Consider the following 18,496-nt stretch of genomic DNA (forward strand, 5'->3'; position numbering starts at 1 on the left):
TGGTTGAAAGCAGAAGGATACCAAGTATTACATTTTTGGAACTCTGAATTTTATGAAAATCGTGAAGGGGTGTTGAGTCAAATTTTAGCAGCAAGTGAATGAACCCCTCACCCTGCCCTCTCCCCCAAGGGGAGAGGGGATTATTAAAAGTCCTGTTTTAAATTTTAAATAATCCACTTTTAAAATTTAGTAGGTAACAGCCGATTTTTTAGAAAAAACAAAAGTAAAATAAATAAGCCAAGATCCATCAAGGCGAGCGAGTATAATTTTAAGTAAAGGGTGATACTCCAATTAAAAAGAAAGACTCCGGAGTAGAGGAGAAAGCCGAGGTAGTTTTTTAGTGTTTCGGGAGGAGAAGGGGTGCTTGCCAATCTCTTCTCTATAATCTGATAAGCCCCCACAATACAAAAAGCCACCAGGGCCCAGCCGGCGAAATTACTGAGAGGCACAGCAAAATAAAGTCCTCCATGGGGATAATAATAAATTCGGCCCAGAAACCATTGATCTCCCAAGGCAGTGAGGGGATCAATGATGACATCCAGACCCATCATGAGGAGGGAGGAGAGCATCAGAGTTTTCAAAGAGGAGAAACGGAAAAGAAGCGCAGTGCTATAACTCGCATAGGCCAGAAAGGTATAAGAAAGCGAATCCCACAAAGGGACTCCCCAAAGCAGCAGTTCTCCTTTCAGGTTTTCATAAACATATTGATAGTCTCCATAAGGAAATCCATTGCGAATCGACGAAACTTCAGAGGCAAAGGCGATGCTCCATCCCGAAATCAAAAACAGCAGGGTGCGCTTTGGGCCCAGTTGAATCAATCCAAAAACCAAAAAGAAAAAAAGGAACACAAACACATAGGGGCGATGTTGCAGCGTGGTTAGAAAATGAGGCCAGAAGGGTGAGAGTTGAGTCATAATGCGTCTTGATTTTTATTTTGTTGTGTAGTGTGTTGAGCGGCGTTTATTAATCAGAATCGCGTAACCTATGTCATAAATTTTCTATGCCTTTCAATATCAAAAACCTGTTCGAAGAACATAAAAACAAAAATCTCATTTTCCACGAGCAATTCATCAATCCCCAATTTGTGCGCGTCCTCCGCACCATCGGATTCGATAAAATTTACGAGCGTGCAGAAGGTGCCTATCTCTATGATCAAGAAGGGAGCGCCTATCTGGACTTTCTCTCAGGCTATGGATCTTTCAACATCGGTCGCAATCATCCTGTGGTCGCCCAGGCCATCAAAGATGTTTTAGATCTCAAACTTCCCAACATGATCCAGATGGGCGTGACTCTGCTTCCAGGCTTACTGGCCAAAGAGCTGCTGCAACTTTGTTCCGATTCTATCGATACCGTTTTTTTCACTAACTCCGGCACCGAAAGTGTGGAAGGGGCCCTCAAGTTTGCCAAGGCCCATACCCGGCGCGATCAGATTTTGTACTTGGACCATGCCTTTCATGGTCTGTCTATCGGTTCACTTTCCGTGAATGGAAATGAAGAATTTAGAAAAGGTTTCGGTCGACTTTTGGAGCCCACCCAGGCGGTTTACATGAACGACTTGGAGGCCCTGGAAAAAGCACTCTCCAGCAAACAGTTTGCGGCCTTCATTGTCGAGTCTATCCAAGGCAAGGGCGTTTATGTCCCTGCTCCGGATTTTTTACCCGAGGCCCAGCGTTTGTGCAGAAAGTATGGGACCTTATTCATTGCGGATGAAATCCAAACGGGCTTTGGACGCACAGGTAGGTTCTTTGCCTTTGAACATTGGAATTTGGAGCCCGATATCATCACCATCGCCAAATCTTTGTCGGGCGGCTATGTGCCGGTGGGTGCGATCTTGATGCGTCGGGCGATTTACGAATCGACTTTTACCAAAATGGATCGCTGCGTGGTGCATTCTTCCACCTTCGGGAAAAATGATTTGGCCATGGCGGCAGGTCTGGCCACTCTCTGGGTGTTAAGGGAAGAAAAACTGCTAGAGAACAGTCATCAGCTGGGGACCTATCTTCTCGAGGGCCTGAATGCCTTAAAATCAAAATACGAAATGCTGAAAGAGGTGCGAGGAAAAGGCTTGATGATCGCGCTGGAATTTGGCGAGCCCAAATCGCTGAAGCTGAAGGTGGGTTGGAAGATGGTGCATGCGGCTTCTAAAGGCCTCTTTGGCCAGATGGTGGTGGTGCCTTTGTTTACGCAGCATAAAATTTTATCTCAAGTGCCGGGCCACAATATGGATGTGATTAAAATTTTGCCTCCTTTGATGATCAGCCAGAAAGAAGCGGACCTGTTTATTACGGCCATCGATCAAGTGATGGACGCCTGTCATAAATTTCCCGGAGCGGCTTGGGAGGTGGGCTATACCTTGGCAAAGCAGGCCTTGAAGGCTAGTACCTGATTGCATAATTTTCTTTATGCTTCGTTGCTCACTCAGCCTCAAATGGAATAGGGTGACAAAAAATATGAAATCAAAAAAAATACTTATCTTTTTTTTATTTTTCTTTTTCTTCAATACTGCTCTAAAAGCCGAAGAAAAAAATATTCCCTCTCAACTCGACTTCAACACCCGAGACAATAAAATTCGTTTTTTGGAAATAGAACCCTTTGTCGGCGAATATCTCGGAAACTATCTCAACAATTCCTATGTCCTCGGAGCCCGACTGGGCTTTCGTTTGACAGGAGCCATCACGGTGGGGGCCGAGTTTAATTATTCAAGTATGCAGTTTGATGACGATTCCCAATTTGGAAAATCGGTGACGGATCGAAAAGAAATGATCACTCAGGGGTATTTTACTTATGCCTTTCCCATTTTACAGCGAACTGGCAAAGCAATTCAGGAAGCGGATTTGACGACTACTGTAGGCGCAGGGCTTATTCATTTGAATGGGAAAAACAGGTTTGAAGGTTGTGTGGGTGGAGGTCTGAAAATTTACACTTCTAAGCCTTGGTTGGCCCTGCGTTTTGATGTGATGACTTATATGTATAGTATTCCCCGATTGAATGATTCGAGATTTGCGGACGATTGGACCTTTTCTGCGGGGCCGTCTTTTTTGTTTTTTTAATGCGTCGTAGGGGCGCTGCTTGCCGTGCCCCTACCTTTTTTCTAGGCCACTCCTCTTAATCAGGATAATCCATTCGTTGACCAAATGTGGATCCCATTGACCACTCTCTTTTTCCTTTTCGAAAATTTTAATTGCTTCGGAAGGGGGCATCCCTTTTCGATAGGGGCGGTTGGAAGTCATGGCGTCATAGGAATCGCAGACGGCTACCACCCTGGCACCGAGTGAAATTTCATTTTTGGAAATTCCATCGGGATAGCCTTGCCCATCCAATCGTTCATGATGGTGACGCACGATGGGAAGTGAGTTTTGAAGGGATTTTAAGGTTCTACAAATTTCACATCCACGGGCGGGATGAGAACGAATATGCTGGATTTCTTCCTGGGAGAGTCGTTCAGGCTTGTTTAAAATAGATTCGCGAACTCCAATCTTTCCGATATCGTGTAACAAGGCCCCTCGTCGAATGGTCTCCTGATCAAATTCACTAAGCCCAACGAATTTGGATAAGGCGACGCTATATTTCGCCACACGCTCGGAATGACCTCGGGTATAAATATCCTTGGCCTCCAACATTTCGGCCAAAGTGAAGATAATGTCTTCGCTATGCTCAATGTCATCGTACAGAGACTTGAGTTTGAGTAGTGATTTAATGCGGGTGATGAGCTCCACTTTGTTGAAGGGTTTTAGCAAAAAATCGTCCGCTCCTATTTCAATAGCCTTAATTTTATCATTCAATTCCTTTAGCGCGGTGACGACTATAATGGGAATGAGCTGTGTTTTTTTGTCTTTTTTGAGAATCTGGCAAACTTCATATCCCGAAGTTCGTGGCATCATGAGGTCGAGTAAAATCAAGTCGGGGGCTTCTTCTTCCACTTTTTTGAGTGCCTCATCGCCATCATAAGCGCAGCGTAGCTCATAGTTATAAGGCTTTAAGTGGGCCTTCAACAGTTCCACGTTAGTGGGATTGTCGTCGACAATGAGTACAATTTGTTTTTTTGGGAGTGGCATTAGGGGAGCTAGATTTCCGTTCATAAACCGGAATTGTAACAGAGCTAACTTGAAAGTCTAGAGGATAAAACTCTGGGCCTACTAGTTTTTGATAGACAGTTTTTATAGAGCGATGTTTATATCAGACCATGTTTAAACTTATTCGCTGGGCTTTTAAAATTGCTTTGTTGCTGATCGTTGCCGCATTGTTGCTGGATCTAAAATACCAGGGAAAGTCTGCTCGGGAATACGCTTCCGAATATGGATGGAAGGCGGCTTCACTTGTATGGGGAGAGGCAAAAAAAATGAAAGGCAAAGACCTCGGAGATTTACCCAAGTCGCTTCCGAGTTTGCCGGATATGAGTGAAAAACTGAAGGAAGTAACCAACAAACTCAATGCGAATGATCCTTCCAAATCGAAAGATGAAACTCCTTCTACTTCAGATCATCTCTCTAATAAAGATAGGGAAGAGCTGAAAAAGCTTCTTGAAAATAAAGCGAAGAATTAATGGCAACTGCCGGCATTATATGAAATTCATCCTAATAGGACAGGGTGGGTCTATGTCTAATTCTAAGGTTATTCTCGAAGAAATCTTCCAAAAAATGCTACAGCATTTTGGCCCGCAGAAATGGTGGCCGGCCGAGACTGCCTTTGAAGTGATAGTGGGGGCCGTTTTAACGCAAAATACAAATTGGATGAATGTAGAAAAAGCCATCACTCAGTTGAAGCAGAAAAAACTGCTAAACTTCAAATCCCTTTTTGAAATTGAAGAAGCCTCTCTGGCTGAACTAATTAGGCCAGCAGGTTATTTTAATGTGAAGGCCAAGCGCTTGAAGGCCTTGCTTCGTTTTATCTTTGAAGAAACAGAAGGGGAATTAGACCCGCTTTTTGAACTGCCCCCTTCAAACTTGAGAGAGAAGCTATTGCAGGTGAAAGGCGTAGGGCCTGAAACGGCGGATTCTATCCTACTCTATGCGGCCCAAAAACCTATTTTTGTGGTTGATCAATATACCTACCGAGTTTTAAGCAGACATTTTTTAATTCCCGAAGAAAGTTCTTATGAAGAGATGCAATATTTTATGATACAGCATCTGCCAGAAGATTTAAATCTGTTTAACGAGTATCACGCCCTGATTGTCAGGGTGGGTAAGGAGTTCTGTAAACCCAAAGCTCAGTGTGAAAATTGTCCTTTAAAAGGGGTGAATTGGTAAAAAAGCGAGGGGGCTTTTGCTGTAATTTGTTTGGGTTTTAAGAATAAAACCTTATATTCGAATTCTCCATGTCCTGCTCATTTTTCAGTAAACAACTGAGCAAAGGCATTTGCCTTTCTAAAACCTTGGCATCCAGGCCTAGAGCGATGAGGGCGTTCAGCCAATCAATCAGCTCGGAAGTAGAAGGGGGTTTTTTGAGATTATTTTGTGAGCGCACAAAATAAAATTTTTCCAAGGCATATTTAAGGAGTTTGGAATCCAGTTCCGGAAAATGCACCTTTACGATTTGTGCCATCATCTTCGCATCGGGAAATTCGATAAAGTGAAAGACACAGCGGCGTAAAAAAGGATCGGGTAATTCTTTTTCAGAATTGGACGTAATCACCACCATAGGACGATTTTTTGCGATGATGTCTTCCTTGGTTTCAGGAATGTAAAATCGCATTTCATCCAACTCTGCGAGTAAATCGTTTGGGAATTCCAGATCGGCCTTGTCAATTTCATCGATGAGCAAAACAACGGGATTTGGCGCTACGAAAGATTCTCCCAGCTTTCCCAATTTGATGTAATTTTTGATGTTAGAAACCTCTGCTCCTCCAAAGCGGCTGTCGTTCAGGCGTTGCACGGTGTCATACACGTAAAGACCTTCCTGAGCCTTGGTGGTCGATTTAATATTCCAGCGCAGCAAGGGCCGGCCCAGCGCCTTGGCAATGGATTGCGCCAGCAGGGTTTTTCCTGTCCCCGGTTCACCTTTCAAAAGCAGAGGGCGTTGGATAGCCAGCGCGACATTGACCACTTCTTGAAGTTCGGGAGAGGCGACGTAATCTTCAGTACCTAAATAAGTATTATTTTTCATAGTGGCAGCGCTTATAGAGAGAGCCTGATTTTTTTGCAAGTCTTGAGGTTGACCCCAAAATAACGGGGTGCTAAGGGCTCCGCCTCTCACCTCAAAAAGGAGTTTAGCGTATGCCAAAAATTAAAAAAGTTCAGGCCCGAGAAGTGATCGATTCCCGTGGAAATCCCACCTTGGAAGCCGAGGTATTGCTGGATAATAACATTCTAGGCCGCGCAATAGTTCCTTCCGGTGCCTCGACGGGAGAACACGAGGCCTGCGAATTGCGGGATGGCGATAAAAAACGCTATCAGGGGAAAGGGGTTTTGAAAGCAGTTCAGAACGTAAAAACAAAAATAGCAGAAATTTTGATAGGCAAAGAATGTAGCCAGCAAGCGGCGCTTGATCAAGCCATGATCGCTTTAGACGGAACATCAAATAAAAGTAATTTAGGCGCCAATGCTATTTTAGGGGTTTCATTGGCTTTAGCTCGTGCGGCTGCACAAAGTGAAAATCTTCCTTTATATGCTTATTTAAAGCAACTTTTCCCCTCACCCCAACCCTCTCCCTCAAGGGGAGAGGGGGATCCTTTTATTCTCCCTGTGCCCATGATGAATATCATCAATGGCGGTGCCCATGCCGATAACAATATTGAACTGCAGGAATTGATGATTGTGCCGGTGTGCGGAGGCAGATTCAGCGAGGCCTTGCGGGCTGGGATCGAAGTTTTTCATAGCCTGAAAAAATTATTGCACGATGCAAATTACTCTACTGCGGTGGGTGATGAAGGCGGATTTGCACCGTCTTTAAAATCGGATCGAGAAGGTCTGGAATTCATTATGCGAGCCATTGAAAAGGCCGGATACAAGCCGGGCGAAGAGGTTCTCATTGCTCTGGATGCGGCTTCCAGTGAGTTTTATAAAGAAGGAAAATATTATCCTGTAGCCAAACAAGCTCATAATGTCGATCAAATGATCGAATATTATTCGAAGTTTCAAAAAGATTTTCCTCTGGTTTCTATTGAAGATGGTCTGGCCGAAGACGATTGGGAGGGCTGGAAAAAATTGAGCGCTGCACTCGGCTCCAAGGTTCAGTTGGTGGGCGACGATTTGTTTGTCACGAATGTCGAGCGCCTTCAGAGAGGGATTAAAGAAAAAATAGCCAATTCGATTTTGATTAAAGTGAATCAGATCGGCTCACTCACCGAAACTCTCGCTGCCATTCACCTGGCCCAAGAACACGGCTATACTACCGTAATTTCACATCGCTCCGGTGAAACCGAAGACAGCACGATTGCCGATTTAGCGGTGGCGACTGCAGCCGGCCAAATCAAGACAGGTTCTGCTTCCAGAGGAGAGCGCATGGCCAAATACAATCAGCTTTTGAGAATAGAAGAAGAGTTGGGAGAAAAGGCTGAGTTTTTGGGGAAGAAAGTTTTTGAGTGACCTATTGAAACCTGCCTTGACATATTTATGTCACATCCCTTAGTCTTTTGAGTATGCGTACTACTATCCGAATGGACGATCAGCTGTTACAAGAGGCAAAAACATTTGCAGCAAAAATAGGGCTGAGTTTAACTCGACTCATGGAAGAAGGGTTAAAACTGAGGCTGAAGCAAGCGCCTGCAAAAGGAAAAAGTAAAAAGATTAAGTTCCCAGTTTCTAAGGGAAATTGTATCCGACCAGGAATTAATATTAATTCGAATGCCGAGCTTTATGATTTAATGGATGAAGAATGATATTATGTGACGTAAACATTTTTATTAATCTTTATTTAACTCATAACTCTGAGCATAAGAAAATAAAATCATGGTTTGAGGAATTCCTTTTAAGTGGAGAAAATTTTGCTTACTCGGAATTAGTCTTAAGTTCATTTTTGCGCATAATTTCTAATCCAAAAATGACTAAATTTGCTGTTCCCATTGATTCCGCATTAAAATTCACTGACAAGATCATGCAAATTACTCATGCTATATCTATTCGCCCCGGGGTTAAACACTGGAATATTTTTTCAAATTATTGTTCTTCTTTAAAATTAAAGGCCAACCTGATCCCCGATGCTTATCTTGCAGCTCTTGCCGTAGAACATGAATGTACTTGGGTTTCCCAAGATGAGGACTTCAAAATTTTTCCTAACCTCGATTGGAAAAAAGTAGTGTAATCCATGAAAATTGAATTTGCTGCCCATGCCGAAACTGTTTCGGCCTTACCCAAGCCTTATCTTCCTGAAATTGCCTTTGTGGGCAGATCAAACGTCGGTAAATCTTCGCTCATCAATACCTTGCTGGGCCAGCGCATCGCCCGAACTAGCTCCACTCCGGGGCGTACTCAGGGTCTGGTTTTTTTTAAAATTGAGGAAAGACTTTTTTTTGTTGATTCTCCCGGTTTTGGTTTTGCCAAGGTCTCCAAAACGAAGCAAGAGGCTTGGAAAGAACTCACTCAATTTTATTTTACATCCCGTAGAACCCATAGGGCTACGGTTTGGGTGTTTGATATGCGGCGTGAAGTGGATGAGCTCGATCGACAGATGTGCGATTTTTTAATTTCGCTGGATAAACCCTTTGTCTTGGCTTTGACGAAGTGTGATCATCTTAAAAAGCAGGAATGGCTTGGTATCCAAAAAAAAATTACCAAAGATTTGGGTATTCCCATCGAGTGGAGTCATATCTTTTCGAGTAAAACAAAAGAGGGAGCCAAAAGCTTGTGGTACAAGTTGGAGAAGTTTTGACATGACCCTAGAACCTCTTATTGCAGCCGATTTGGAAAAAATACTGGAAATTGAAAACCGTTGTTTCAGCGAACCTTATTCTCGTGAACTTTGGGAAGAAGAATTGAAACTCGATGTGGCCCATCCTTTTGTTCTAAAAAAAGATAATCAAATTGTTGCTTATCTTGATTTCTGGGCTATTCGCGGGGAAGCCCAATTGATTAAAATTGCCGTAGATCCTGTCTTTCAACGACAAGGATTGGGAGCATATCTCCTGCGTGCATTTGAAGAAAAATGTCGTGAACAAAAAGTGGACGAAATCCTTTTAGAAGTGCGCCCGAGTAATCAATCGGCGATTGCTTTATATAAAAAAATGGGTTTTGAAAAAGTGAGAGTGCGAAAAAAATATTATTCGGATAATCAGGAAGATGCCTGGGAAATGACGAAAAGGTTATACTGACGAGTCGCCAATTAAACTGCGCAGTCGGATAAACTATCTGACTTGTTAGTAACTGCTCACTCAAACACAATATGATTCAACTCTCAAATGGACATTCTTTTGAGTATGTAGCTGCTAGCGGGGCCTTGGCTTATGATGGACAGGGCTGGCCCTGGGAATGGCCCTTTCGCTGGTTGGGCTTGATTGACCCCTCACTGTTCACGATTGTCACTAAAACACTCACGGCCCAGCCTAAAGCGGGTAATCTGCGTTGGCTTCATCCCTGGACTTGTGTGAAGTCCCTAAGCAAAGGTGTCGTCAACGCCATTGGTCTGACGAATCCGGGTTTGGATTGGTGGTTGTCTCACATCGCACCGCGATTAAAAAAGCTGCCATATTCCTCTTACTCGCTTGTTTGTTCCATTACAGAAGATAATCCTCAAATACTGAGAGAAATGGTTTTGAAACTGGATTCAGTCCCCATCAAAGCCATTGAATTTAATGCGTCCTGCCCCAATACGCATCAGGAAATTCATTCGAACACCCAACTGGTGGTCAAGTTGGCGCGGCTGCTTTGTCAAAATTCGAGACACCCGATTTTTATAAAATTGTCCGCCACTCAAGATTATCTGCAGATTGCCAAGCAGCTTGAGACTCAAGTACAGGCCTTGGCGATTAATTCAGTGCCATGGTCTCTGATTTTTCCCAATCAAGCCAGCCCACTGCAGAAGCTGGGGGGAGGGGGAGTGTCTGGAAAAATCGCACAAAAATTTACCTGGAAAATGGTGGAAGAACTAGCTGGCCACACGACTATTCCCGTGATGGGCCCTGGCGTTTGGGATTATGAAGATTTAGCCACATTGAGAAAGTTGGGAGCCAAGGCCTTCAGTTTTGGTTCTATCTTTATGTGTTATCCCTGGAGGCCTACGAGTTTTATTCAAATGGATCGTTGTGAAAATGGAGGGTAAAAAGGCAGGAGTTTTTTATGCCGATTCACAATCAGGAAGTAGCAGATATTTTTAATGAAGTGGCTGAGCTTTTGGCCATTCAAAAAGCTAATCCCTTTCGGATTCGCGCCTATCAAAAGGCTGCCAATGTCCTGGGGAACCTTCCTTCCAGCGTAGCGGAGATGCTGAAAGCTGGGGCCGATTTGACGGAACTTCCGGGTATTGGTGAAGACCTGGCTGGAAAAATCAAGGAGATTGTTGGAACGGGACATTTGAAAAAGCTGGAAGAACTGAGAAAAATAACGCCTCCCGAAATTACGCAACTGCTCAAAATTCCTTCCCTGGGCCCCAGGCGGGTGCAAAAACTTTATCAGGAGCTTCACATTCAAAATGTGGAAGATCTCAGAAAAGCCATTGAAGAAAAGAGGCTTCAGGCCTTGGCTGGCTTTGGGGAAAAAACTGAAAAAAATATTTTAGAAGAATTAAAGCGGTCGTCCAAAAATGAAAAACGATTTCTCTGGTACAGGGCGGCCCAGATCATCGAGCCTTTGTTAGCCTATCTCCGACAAGATAAAAAAGTCGATCAACTCCTTGTGGCCGGCTCTTTTCGACGTCACAAAGAAACGGTGGGCGACATTGATCTTTTAGCAATGAGCAGGCAGGCACAAGAGATCCTCGATCGCTTTGTGAACTACGAAGAAGTGAGACAAATCCTTTCCCAGGGAGAAACCCGCTCCAGCGTTGTATTACGAGCCGGACTTCAAGCGGATCTGCGGGTGGTGGCGCCTGAAAGTTATGGGGCAGCTTTGCTGTATTTGACCGGGTCAAAAGCCCACAACATTTCACTTAGAAAATTGGCTCAGGCACAGCATCTGAAGATCAATGAATACGGAGTGTTTCAGGGAAATCGTTGTTTGGTCAGCCAAAGCGAGGAAGAAATTTATCAATTTTTCAATCTGAAATTTATTCCTCCAGAACTCCGGGAAGACCGTGGAGAAATTGAAGCGGCGCGCAGCAACAACCTTCCAGAATTAATTCATTTGCAGGATATCCGGGGAGACCTTCATGTTCATACTCAAGCCAGTGATGGTCAGAATACCCTGGAAGAAATGGTGCATGCAGCACAAGAGAAGGGGTATGAGTATGTGGCAATTACGGACCATTCCAAATATGTGGGCATCACTCATGGTTTGGATGTTAAGAGACTGACTCAGCAGATCAAAGCCATTGATAAGCTCAATGCGAAACTTAAGGGGATCACGGTCTTAAAAGGAATTGAGGTGGATATTTTAAAAGAGGGATCTCTGGCTTTACCCCACACAATTTTGAAAGAACTCGATCTGACGGTTTGTTCCATCCATACTCATTTTAATTTGTCCGAAGAAAAACAAACGGAGCGGATTTTACGCGCCATAGACAATCCTTACCTCAAGATTTTGGGCCATCCCACGGGCCGTCTTTTGGAAGAGAGAAGGCCTTATGCGGTGAATCTGGAAAAAGTAATGAAGGCTGCTCAAAAGCGGGGAGCTATTTTGGAACTCAATGCTCAACCTCAACGAATGGATTTGGAGGCCTCCTGTTGTCAACGAGCCAAAGAACTGGGTCTGCGGGTGGTCATTTCGACAGATGCTCACGCCTGCAATAATTTTGATTTTATGTCTTTGGGCATTGCCCAGGCAAGACGTGGCTGGCTTGAGAAGAAGGATGTGATCAATGCTTGCTCGTTGACGGAGTTGAGGAAGATTCTGGGCTGCTAGTCTGACAATAATCATCCCCCTTTTTGATTTTCATCATCGTCTATTTTTTATTTTTAAGTCTAGAACCCAAACCAAGGCGCTGCGAATTTATTTATTGAAAGGGGGGTTTATATGTTTAGCCCGGAACCAAAAGATGCGGATGGGTTAATTTTTTCTGAATTGAGAAAAGATTTTGATTTGGAATTTTCCTCTTTCTTAAAGTCGAAGGAAGAAGAAGTGGGTGAGAAGGTAAGAAGGTTTGCCCAAAGCCTGAGGCAGCAAATGCCGGGGGACGGGGCTTTCATTCAGGACGACGCTGAGTATTTTGGTTTGGCCTCCGCGTCTTGCACTTGTACGAGCAGTTAGAAAATTCATGGACCCCTTGCAATGTACTTTCAAAATCGTGAACAAGCTGCTCATTTACTGGCAATGAAATTGGATAAATACCGCGGAAGGCATCCCTTGATCCTGGCTATTCCTCGGGGGGCTGTTCCCATGGGAAGAATTTTATCCGAAGAGTTACAAGGAGAATTGGATGTCGTCTTGGTAAAAAAAATAGGAGCGCCCCAGAATCCTGAATTTGCTTTGGGAGCAGTGGATGAGCAAGGGCAGGTCTATCTGAATTCCTATGCAAAACAACTTTTGCCAAATGGAGATTTCCTCTTGAAGGAGAAAAATCAACAATTAGAACTTCTGCGTAAGCGAAGGAAGCTCTACACGCCTCAGAGAAATTCTATTGATCCCAAAGACAGGATTGTCATCGTAGTGGACGATGGCATCGCTACAGGCGCGACGATGCTTGCAGCACTTCAACTCATTCGCCAAAGGCATCCTAAAAAACTGATTGTTGCCACTGCGGTAGCACCCGAGGATACCTTTAGTCGTCTTCAGGATTTTGCAGATGAAGTATTCTGCCTATCTGTTCCTGAAGATTTTCAAGCGGTAGGGCGATTTTTTAAAAATTTTGAACAAGTATCGGACGACGAGGTCCTCGCCTGCTTCGCCTAGAACCGCTAACAGCCCGCATAGTGAAGTGATCCCCTTACCAGAGTTGCTGGTGAATTTGTGTTGATCTCTCGTAATTAATGTTTGAGGGGTTTAGAACTGGAAGCATCCTATTCTTATGAAAAAAACTTCAATTTTTATGAGAACCGTGAAGCCCCAAAAAAAATGATCAGTGTTAATTGCCGATGAAAAATAAAGTCCTCTTCCTCTGTGTGGCCAATTCCGCCCGAAGCCAAATGGCTGAAGGGTTGGCACGTCATTTTTTTGCAGATGTCTTATCTGTAGAAAGTGCGGGTTCCAAGCCTTCCAAAGTGAATCCATTCGCCATCCGTGTGCTTCAGGAAATCGGGATTGATATTTCAGATCAGTGTTCAAAGTCCGTCGATGAAATTGATGCAAAGAGTGTGGACATCGTGATTACTCTTTGTGCCGAAGAGGTCTGCCCAATATTTTTAGGCAAAGCTGAACGATTGCACTGGCCACTTCCAGATCCGGCATTGGTGACGGGTTCACAGGAAGAGCAATTGAATGCCTTCCGGAAGACTCGTGATATTCTCAAAAACAATCTTTACAAAATATACCGGCACTCGATATAGTAAGCTATGATTAGTAACTTTGCCAGTAGCTTGGTGGCGGATATTTATGAGGGGGTAAAAAATAAAACTACCCGAAAAATTTCTGCCGGGCTTCACGCAAAGATTCGGCGCTTATTGGATCAATTGAATGCAGCTCCGTCACTTGAGTTTATGCGTGTACTACCGGGGAATCGTTTGGAAAAACTTTCAGGTAATTTGAAGAGTTATTGGAGTGTACGCATTAATGATCAATGGCGTCTCATCTTTCGCTGGCACGGAGAAGATGCCTTTGATGTGAATATAGTGGACTATCACTAAGAGGTATTTATGTTACCCAAAAAAAGACCCCCCACTCATCCGGGGGAAATGTTGCTGAAGGAATTTTTAGAACCCATGGGGGTAAGCCAAACCCAATTTGCTATTCATCTTGGATGGACTTTTGCCAAGCTTAATGAAATCATCCGTGCTAAACGAGGGGTGACCACCGAATCTGCTTTATCCTTTGGAGAGGCTTTGGGGACCGGGCCCGAATTTTGGTTGAATCTTCAGAGAGATTGGGATTTGTGGCATGGTTTACAAAATCATCGTCCGGTTAAACGATTAAAAGTAGCTGCTTAAACGAGGTTTTTCATTCATGACACTCTCCGCACGCGTCTTGGTTCTCAATAAAAACTTTATCCCGATCGAAACCACATCGGTGCGGCGTGCTTTTCTCATGTTGTACCAAGATGTGGCGAAGGTGGTGGATGAAGAATACCGCACCTACGATTTTCATTCCTGGGCCGAGTTGTCGGTGGAGGCGCACCATCGGTCGCTGGGCCTTGTCAATCGGCTGATTCGCCTTCCCCGAGTCATTCTGCTGAATGCGTTTGATCGCTTGCCCCAAAAAACGGTTCGCTTTTCGCGATTGAATATTTTTTTGAGAGATCAACACAGCTGCCAATATTGCGGCAGGCGACTCGCACGCGAACAGCTTAATTTGGACCATGTGATTCCACGCTCCAAAGGGGGGCAAAGCAATTGGGAGAACGTGGTGTGTAGCTGCATTCCTTGCAACTACAAAAAAGGCAGTCGCAGTGTGAGCGCTGCGGGCATGAGTTTGATTCGTAAACCTGTTCGTCCGCGCTGGTCTTTCTTAAGCGAAGTGCCTCGGCATAATTTGCTCGATTGGAAGCCTTTTTTAAATATTGTGGATTATAGTTATTGGAATTTGGAAATTGAATCGTAAAATGACCTGCCGTGAAATTACCGTTGAAAATCTAGACAAACCTCTTCGTGCAGATGTTTATCTTTCCGCCTGCGACTTAAAACTCAGTCGTTCGCAAATTCATAAATTGGCTGACGAAGGGCATATCTCTTTAAACGATATTTCCATCAAGGCTGCTCACAAAGTACAGCAGGGGGATCGGCTAAAAATAGAAATCCCCGAAGCAAAATCTCTGGAAGCCCAGGCGGAAAATATTCCTTTAGAAATTTTGTACGAAGACGAAGATCTGGCCGTCGTCAACAAACCTCAACATCTGGTCGTTCATGCTGCGGCGGGTCATGATTCAGGCACTTTGGTGAATGCCTTGTTGTTTCACCTGAAAAATCTTTCCAGCATCGGCGGAGTTTTACGCCCGGGCATTGTGCATCGTTTAGATAAAGGCACTTCGGGGCTGATGGTCGTGGCGAAGAGCAATGAAGCGCATCAGCACCTGGTGCGTCAATTTCAAGAGAGGACCGTGCAAAAAACCTATCTTGCCCTGTGTTATGGCCACTTCAAACAAAGGGAAGGAAAAATTGAAAGCAAACTGGGAAGAAGCACGCACAATAGAAAAAAAATCTCTTCCAAGACCAAACAGGGCAAGGAAGCCAAAACCCTCTTTAAAGTTTTGGAACAATCTGCAGCAATGAGTTTTGTGGAAGTAAAAATCCTCACCGGAAGAACCCATCAAATCCGCGCGCATTTTTCTGAACAAGGACATCCTTTGGTCGGCGACCCTCTGTATGGAGGAAAACAATGGCTATCTAAATTGGATGAAACCCTACGACAGAAAGTGGGGGCTTTAGATCACCAGCTTCTGCATGCCCATCAATTGAAATTTACCCATCCTCGTCAAGGGAGAACCTTAAGTTTTGAAACGGAAGTTCCGGAGGATTTTAGGCAAGTTTTAATATTTTCGAATTTCCAGAATTATTTTTTAACACCTCATACAAATGAACCAAATCTTCGCTCCCAGCCAACTCTCGGTTGGAGTGCATTGCCAGAGTAGGGACTCCCACATCCACAGTTTTAATTCCCAAATTGGTAGACGTGATCGGGCCGATAGTAGAGCCGCAGTTTATATCCGCACGGACCATAAATTTTTGAGTGGGAACTTTTGCTCTTTCACAGGCCGCAGTAAAGTAGGCCGAGGTTTCGCTATTTGTTGCGTAGCGTTGATTGGAATTTATTTTAAGCACAAGACCTGCATTTAAAAGAGGGGAATGATTGTCTTCATATTTTTCCGGAAAGTTGGGATGCCAGGCGTGGGCATTGTCGCAAGAAATAAAAATCGAATTCGCGATGGCTTGAAAATAATGCTCTCGACTTCCGCAAATGCGCTCTAGGCTTTCTTTTAAAAAAGGACCTTCTGCGCCACTGAAAGATCCAGAACCGACCTCTTCGTGGTCATTACAAATGAGGGCCTGGTTTTCTTCATTATTGTTCGAATCTATCAGGGCCCTCATGCCAGCGTAGCAACTCAGCAAGTTGTCGAGTCTTGCGCTGGCAATAAAATTGGATGAACTCCCAATTGTAGCAGCAGGCTGAGTGGGATAAAAACTCAGTTCAGATCCTAAAATCTTTTTTATTTTTTCTTGAGGATATTCTTTTTGGGCTTGTTTCAGGATGAGATCTTCTATCGAAATTTCCTCATTCCTTAAGAAGGAACTCAGTAGGGGAGGGAGATCTTTTTGCGCATTGATGCTTTTGCTTTCATTGGCACTGCGATCCAGATGAATGGCTAAACTGGGAATAATCGCCAAAGCTTCTTTGAAATTAATTAAAGGGCTCAAAATTTCCCCGCTCTTATTTTCAAAGCTAATTCGTCCTGCCAAAGAAAGGTCCCGATCAAACCAGGTAGAAAGTAAAACGCCCCCATAGACTTCAACGGCGGCTTGTAAAAGGTTCTTGGATTTCTTAGTAGGACTAGACCTGAGTTTTAAGCAGGGGCTATCCGTGTGGGTGCCAATAATTTTGAATCCGCTCAAATCTGGGCTTTTCTTCCCTAAGCGAAAGGCAAAGAGGGAACTTTCATTTTGAGTACTGAAATATTTCCCATTTTTTTTAAGCTTCCAAACTTGATTGAGATTCAATGCCCCAAATCCATTTTTAAAAAATTCTCTCCTCATATTTTGAACTGCATGAAATGGGGTGGGGGATTGGTCTAAAAAAGTGAGGAAATTTTGAATGAAGTTTTGATCTTTTTTCATGAGAAATTAATCAGGTTAAAAACGATTGCCCATTTTTTTTAGCGACACAATTCATGCGCATTTTTATAAAAATAACAAGGCAATCTTTGGGAAGGAATAAAGAACTACTGTAAGCCTAGGCAAACTCATTCAAGTTTTTTCTGTCTTGGCCGTTGTAGGAAGTGTCATGACTTCCAAAATAATTGGTGTACAAAAAGAGCGGAAATTGTCAATGGAGTGGCTTGAGACAACCTTATGGATGTCAATTTTATAAAAAATATAGCCGCCCATATTTCTGCAGTTCCCCCTTTGCCCGCCGCTGCCCAAAAGCTCATTCAACTTACCTCGTTCCAGGATGTTGACATCAGGGAGGTCAGCCAAGTAATTGCCATGGACCAGGCAATTGCATCAAAATTGTTACAAATTGTTAATTCTCCTTTTTATGGTCTACGACAAAAAGTGAACACGATTCCCCAGGCTATTACACTCATGGGCTTGGAAGCCATTAAGTCCCTCGCGCTGAGTGTCTCTGTGATTAGGAGCAGTGCCGGCAAAAAAAGGTCCGGATATCTCAATCAAGAAGACTTTTGGACACACTCTCTCTCAACGGCCATTCTGTGCAAAAAAATTGCGGGCTTGATCGGTAACACTGATCCTGAAGAGGCTTTCATTGCAGGTCTCATGCACGATATCGGCAAGCTTGTCTTCTTTGAATTCACAGGAGATTCGTATCGCCTTGCCCTCGAGCAAGCGAGCAAGGCGAAGGCAAGTCTCAATTCTTTTGAATTGGAAATTTTTGAAATCAATCATGCCTTGCTTGGAGAGGAACTCTGTCACCATTGGATGATTCCCGAAAAAATTAGCAAAGCGATCGCCTCTCACCATGAAGCGCCTCTCGAAAAAGAGGATTCAGCAGAGCAAGGCCTTGGAAATATTGTTTCCGTTGCTAATCAACTGGCACATATCCTCAATTTGGGTTCAAGCGGAAATCACCTCATTTCACTCAATGCACTCAGTTATTTGGTAAAAAAGAACATTGGCCTTGATCTATTGATAAAGACGATTGAAGCCGCCACAAAAGAAATTAATGACTCCTGGAAATATTTTGACTTCAAGGAAACTACAGATGAAATCGATGAAAAACAGATAGGTCTATGTCTGGAAAACAACCTTGAAAAAATGATGTTGAGTCTGATCCTCAGCGCACAACATCGTCCTTATGAAGATTTCACCCACAACCCCTCTAAACAATTTCAAATCGTCATCCATGACCAAACACCTTCCGAAGAAGGGTTAACAGAGCTCAAAGGCTCAGGAGTTAAGATGCTCAATTTTGAGGAGTGGAAAGAAAAGAATATTGTTTCCGAAATGTATCCCATGAATTTTCTTCATCAGTGGCTGAGTGAAAAATAAGCCTCAATGTCTCTGGCTGCCCAAAGGTATTAATATTTGCGAAATCGCAAGACAGGGACCCAGTGATCCGCAAGGATAGGGACCCACTCGGAGCGTAGCGACGGATCTTATTTTTTCTTTTTATAGGTGGGTCCCTATCGATGCAATTTGTTTTTTTCTGGG

The 18,496-nt window shown here is 43.8% G+C and carries 24 protein-coding genes; 20 read left to right on the forward strand and 4 right to left on the reverse strand.

All coding sequences use genetic code 11. From position 1 onward, the window contains the following. On the forward strand, window positions 1–102 hold a 102-nt coding region (locus HQM15_10990; GenBank protein MBF0493286.1), incomplete at its 5' end, for a DUF559 domain-containing protein. 77 nt (window positions 103–179) lie between these two features. Here HQM15_10990 and HQM15_10995 read toward each other — a convergent pair. Further along, window positions 180–914 carry a carotenoid biosynthesis protein gene (locus HQM15_10995; protein ID MBF0493287.1) on the reverse strand — a complete coding sequence of 245 codons (735 nt, stop codon included), beginning with the start codon at window positions 912–914 and terminating at the stop codon, window positions 180–182. Window positions 915–1,000: 86 nt separating this feature from the next. On the opposite strand from HQM15_10995, the gene HQM15_11000 reads away from it, so the two are divergent. Together HQM15_11000 and HQM15_11005 are read left to right on the forward strand one after the other, a co-directional pair. After that, the gene (locus HQM15_11000) at window positions 1,001–2,386 is read left to right on the forward strand and encodes an aspartate aminotransferase family protein (protein MBF0493288.1); all 1,386 of its coding nucleotides are present in this window, start codon (window positions 1,001–1,003) and stop codon (window positions 2,384–2,386) included. 64 nt (window positions 2,387–2,450) lie between these two features. Next, a complete protein-coding gene (locus tag HQM15_11005) occupies window positions 2,451–3,050 on the forward strand; it encodes a hypothetical protein (protein ID MBF0493289.1) in 600 nt (199 codons plus the stop codon). A 30-nt stretch (window positions 3,051–3,080) separates the two neighbouring features. Here HQM15_11005 and HQM15_11010 read toward each other — a convergent pair whose 3' ends face one another. Beyond that, window positions 3,081–4,055 carry a response regulator gene (locus HQM15_11010; GenBank protein MBF0493290.1) on the reverse strand — a complete coding sequence of 325 codons (975 nt, stop codon included), beginning with the start codon at window positions 4,053–4,055 and terminating at the stop codon, window positions 3,081–3,083. Window positions 4,056–4,183: 128 nt separating this feature from the next. Between HQM15_11010 and HQM15_11015 the strand changes: the two genes are divergently transcribed. Together HQM15_11015 and HQM15_11020 are read left to right on the forward strand one after the other, a co-directional pair. After that, window positions 4,184–4,543 (forward strand): hypothetical protein, encoded by a 360-nt coding sequence (locus tag HQM15_11015; GenBank protein ID MBF0493291.1) that lies wholly within the window; start codon window positions 4,184–4,186, stop codon window positions 4,541–4,543. A 52-nt stretch (window positions 4,544–4,595) separates the two neighbouring features. Beyond that, window positions 4,596–5,246: an endonuclease III domain-containing protein gene (locus tag HQM15_11020; GenBank protein ID MBF0493292.1), complete on the forward strand. Its 651-nt coding sequence runs from the start codon at window positions 4,596–4,598 to the stop codon at window positions 5,244–5,246. Between the two features lie 37 nt (window positions 5,247–5,283). On the opposite strand, the gene HQM15_11025 is transcribed toward HQM15_11020, so the two are convergent. Continuing rightward, on the reverse strand, window positions 5,284–6,102 hold the full coding sequence (locus HQM15_11025) for a MoxR family ATPase (GenBank protein ID MBF0493293.1): 819 nt from the start codon (window positions 6,100–6,102) through the stop codon (window positions 5,284–5,286). Between the two features lie 110 nt (window positions 6,103–6,212). Between HQM15_11025 and eno the strand changes: the two genes are divergently transcribed. From eno to HQM15_11095, 14 genes are all read left to right on the forward strand, one after another. Continuing rightward, entirely contained in the window at window positions 6,213–7,523 is a 1,311-nt protein-coding gene (gene eno / locus HQM15_11030) for a phosphopyruvate hydratase (protein MBF0493294.1), read from the forward strand. A gap of 53 nt (window positions 7,524–7,576) precedes the next feature. Further along, window positions 7,577–7,816 (forward strand): DUF2191 domain-containing protein, encoded by a 240-nt coding sequence (locus HQM15_11035; protein MBF0493295.1) that lies wholly within the window; start codon window positions 7,577–7,579, stop codon window positions 7,814–7,816. Continuing rightward, window positions 7,813–8,238 (forward strand): PIN domain-containing protein, encoded by a 426-nt coding sequence (locus HQM15_11040; GenBank protein MBF0493296.1) that lies wholly within the window; start codon window positions 7,813–7,815, stop codon window positions 8,236–8,238. The genes HQM15_11035 and HQM15_11040 overlap by 4 nt, the downstream gene beginning before the upstream one ends. 3 nt (window positions 8,239–8,241) lie before the next feature. Then, complete coding sequence (gene ysxC, locus HQM15_11045) at window positions 8,242–8,805, forward strand: ribosome biogenesis GTP-binding protein YsxC (GenBank protein ID MBF0493297.1); 564 nt, start codon at window positions 8,242–8,244, stop codon at window positions 8,803–8,805. Window position 8,806: 1 nt separating this feature from the next. Next, the gene (gene rimI / locus HQM15_11050) at window positions 8,807–9,244 is read left to right on the forward strand and encodes a ribosomal protein S18-alanine N-acetyltransferase (GenBank protein ID MBF0493298.1); all 438 of its coding nucleotides are present in this window, start codon (window positions 8,807–8,809) and stop codon (window positions 9,242–9,244) included. Window positions 9,245–9,315: 71 nt separating this feature from the next. After that, a complete protein-coding gene (locus tag HQM15_11055; protein MBF0493299.1) occupies window positions 9,316–10,191 on the forward strand; it encodes a hypothetical protein in 876 nt (291 codons plus the stop codon). 17 nt (window positions 10,192–10,208) lie between these two features. Further along, window positions 10,209–11,927, forward strand: coding sequence for a DNA polymerase/3'-5' exonuclease PolX (gene polX, locus HQM15_11060; protein ID MBF0493300.1), 1,719 nt, complete (start codon window positions 10,209–10,211; stop codon window positions 11,925–11,927). Between the two features lie 111 nt (window positions 11,928–12,038). Further along, window positions 12,039–12,272, forward strand: a complete 234-nt coding sequence (locus tag HQM15_11065; GenBank protein ID MBF0493301.1) for a hypothetical protein — start codon at window positions 12,039–12,041, stop codon at window positions 12,270–12,272. Window positions 12,273–12,293: 21 nt separating this feature from the next. After that, window positions 12,294–12,914, forward strand: a complete 621-nt coding sequence (locus HQM15_11070; GenBank protein MBF0493302.1) for a phosphoribosyltransferase — start codon at window positions 12,294–12,296, stop codon at window positions 12,912–12,914. A 182-nt stretch (window positions 12,915–13,096) separates the two neighbouring features. Next, window positions 13,097–13,507: an arsenate reductase ArsC gene (locus HQM15_11075; GenBank protein MBF0493303.1), complete on the forward strand. Its 411-nt coding sequence runs from the start codon at window positions 13,097–13,099 to the stop codon at window positions 13,505–13,507. A gap of 6 nt (window positions 13,508–13,513) precedes the next feature. After that, entirely contained in the window at window positions 13,514–13,804 is a 291-nt protein-coding gene (locus HQM15_11080; GenBank protein MBF0493304.1) for a type II toxin-antitoxin system RelE/ParE family toxin, read from the forward strand. 9 nt (window positions 13,805–13,813) lie between these two features. After that, entirely contained in the window at window positions 13,814–14,104 is a 291-nt protein-coding gene (locus tag HQM15_11085; GenBank protein ID MBF0493305.1) for a HigA family addiction module antidote protein, read from the forward strand. Between the two features lie 16 nt (window positions 14,105–14,120). Continuing rightward, entirely contained in the window at window positions 14,121–14,714 is a 594-nt protein-coding gene (locus HQM15_11090; protein MBF0493306.1) for an HNH endonuclease, read from the forward strand. A gap of 1 nt (window position 14,715) precedes the next feature. Beyond that, window positions 14,716–15,741, forward strand: coding sequence for an RluA family pseudouridine synthase (locus tag HQM15_11095; GenBank protein ID MBF0493307.1), 1,026 nt, complete (start codon window positions 14,716–14,718; stop codon window positions 15,739–15,741). Here HQM15_11095 and HQM15_11100 read toward each other — a convergent pair. Then, window positions 15,629–16,942, reverse strand: coding sequence for a M18 family aminopeptidase (locus HQM15_11100; GenBank protein ID MBF0493308.1), 1,314 nt, complete (start codon window positions 16,940–16,942; stop codon window positions 15,629–15,631). The genes HQM15_11095 and HQM15_11100 overlap by 113 nt on opposite strands. Before the next feature lie 234 nt (window positions 16,943–17,176). On the opposite strand from HQM15_11100, the gene HQM15_11105 reads away from it, so the two are divergent. Continuing rightward, window positions 17,177–18,334 (forward strand): HDOD domain-containing protein, encoded by a 1,158-nt coding sequence (locus HQM15_11105; GenBank protein MBF0493309.1) that lies wholly within the window; start codon window positions 17,177–17,179, stop codon window positions 18,332–18,334. Window positions 18,335–18,496: the final 162 nt, after the last annotated feature.

This window comes from Deltaproteobacteria bacterium (assembly GCA_015233135.1).
Taxonomy (GTDB): domain Bacteria; phylum UBA10199; class UBA10199; order JADFYH01; family JADFYH01; genus JADFYH01.

Coding starts and splice junctions, on each gene's coding strand:
- HQM15_10995 (MBF0493287.1), bottom strand. CDS start 914: ATGACTCAACTCTCACCCTTCTGGCCTCATTTTCTAACCACGCTGCAA.
- HQM15_11000 (MBF0493288.1), top strand. CDS start 1,001: ATGCCTTTCAATATCAAAAACCTGTTCGAAGAACATAAAAACAAAAAT.
- HQM15_11005 (MBF0493289.1), top strand. CDS start 2,451: ATGAAATCAAAAAAAATACTTATCTTTTTTTTATTTTTCTTTTTCTTC.
- HQM15_11010 (MBF0493290.1), bottom strand. CDS start 4,055: ATGCCACTCCCAAAAAAACAAATTGTACTCATTGTCGACGACAATCCC.
- HQM15_11015 (MBF0493291.1), top strand. CDS start 4,184: ATGTTTAAACTTATTCGCTGGGCTTTTAAAATTGCTTTGTTGCTGATC.
- HQM15_11020 (MBF0493292.1), top strand. CDS start 4,596: ATGTCTAATTCTAAGGTTATTCTCGAAGAAATCTTCCAAAAAATGCTA.
- HQM15_11025 (MBF0493293.1), bottom strand. CDS start 6,102: ATGAAAAATAATACTTATTTAGGTACTGAAGATTACGTCGCCTCTCCC.
- eno (MBF0493294.1), top strand. CDS start 6,213: ATGCCAAAAATTAAAAAAGTTCAGGCCCGAGAAGTGATCGATTCCCGT.
- HQM15_11035 (MBF0493295.1), top strand. CDS start 7,577: ATGCGTACTACTATCCGAATGGACGATCAGCTGTTACAAGAGGCAAAA.
- HQM15_11040 (MBF0493296.1), top strand. CDS start 7,813: ATGATATTATGTGACGTAAACATTTTTATTAATCTTTATTTAACTCAT.
- ysxC (MBF0493297.1), top strand. CDS start 8,242: ATGAAAATTGAATTTGCTGCCCATGCCGAAACTGTTTCGGCCTTACCC.
- rimI (MBF0493298.1), top strand. CDS start 8,807: ATGACCCTAGAACCTCTTATTGCAGCCGATTTGGAAAAAATACTGGAA.
- HQM15_11055 (MBF0493299.1), top strand. CDS start 9,316: ATGATTCAACTCTCAAATGGACATTCTTTTGAGTATGTAGCTGCTAGC.
- polX (MBF0493300.1), top strand. CDS start 10,209: ATGCCGATTCACAATCAGGAAGTAGCAGATATTTTTAATGAAGTGGCT.
- HQM15_11065 (MBF0493301.1), top strand. CDS start 12,039: ATGTTTAGCCCGGAACCAAAAGATGCGGATGGGTTAATTTTTTCTGAA.
- HQM15_11070 (MBF0493302.1), top strand. CDS start 12,294: ATGTACTTTCAAAATCGTGAACAAGCTGCTCATTTACTGGCAATGAAA.
- HQM15_11075 (MBF0493303.1), top strand. CDS start 13,097: ATGAAAAATAAAGTCCTCTTCCTCTGTGTGGCCAATTCCGCCCGAAGC.
- HQM15_11080 (MBF0493304.1), top strand. CDS start 13,514: ATGATTAGTAACTTTGCCAGTAGCTTGGTGGCGGATATTTATGAGGGG.
- HQM15_11085 (MBF0493305.1), top strand. CDS start 13,814: ATGTTACCCAAAAAAAGACCCCCCACTCATCCGGGGGAAATGTTGCTG.
- HQM15_11090 (MBF0493306.1), top strand. CDS start 14,121: ATGACACTCTCCGCACGCGTCTTGGTTCTCAATAAAAACTTTATCCCG.
- HQM15_11095 (MBF0493307.1), top strand. CDS start 14,716: ATGACCTGCCGTGAAATTACCGTTGAAAATCTAGACAAACCTCTTCGT.
- HQM15_11100 (MBF0493308.1), bottom strand. CDS start 16,942: ATGAAAAAAGATCAAAACTTCATTCAAAATTTCCTCACTTTTTTAGAC.
- HQM15_11105 (MBF0493309.1), top strand. CDS start 17,177: ATGGATGTCAATTTTATAAAAAATATAGCCGCCCATATTTCTGCAGTT.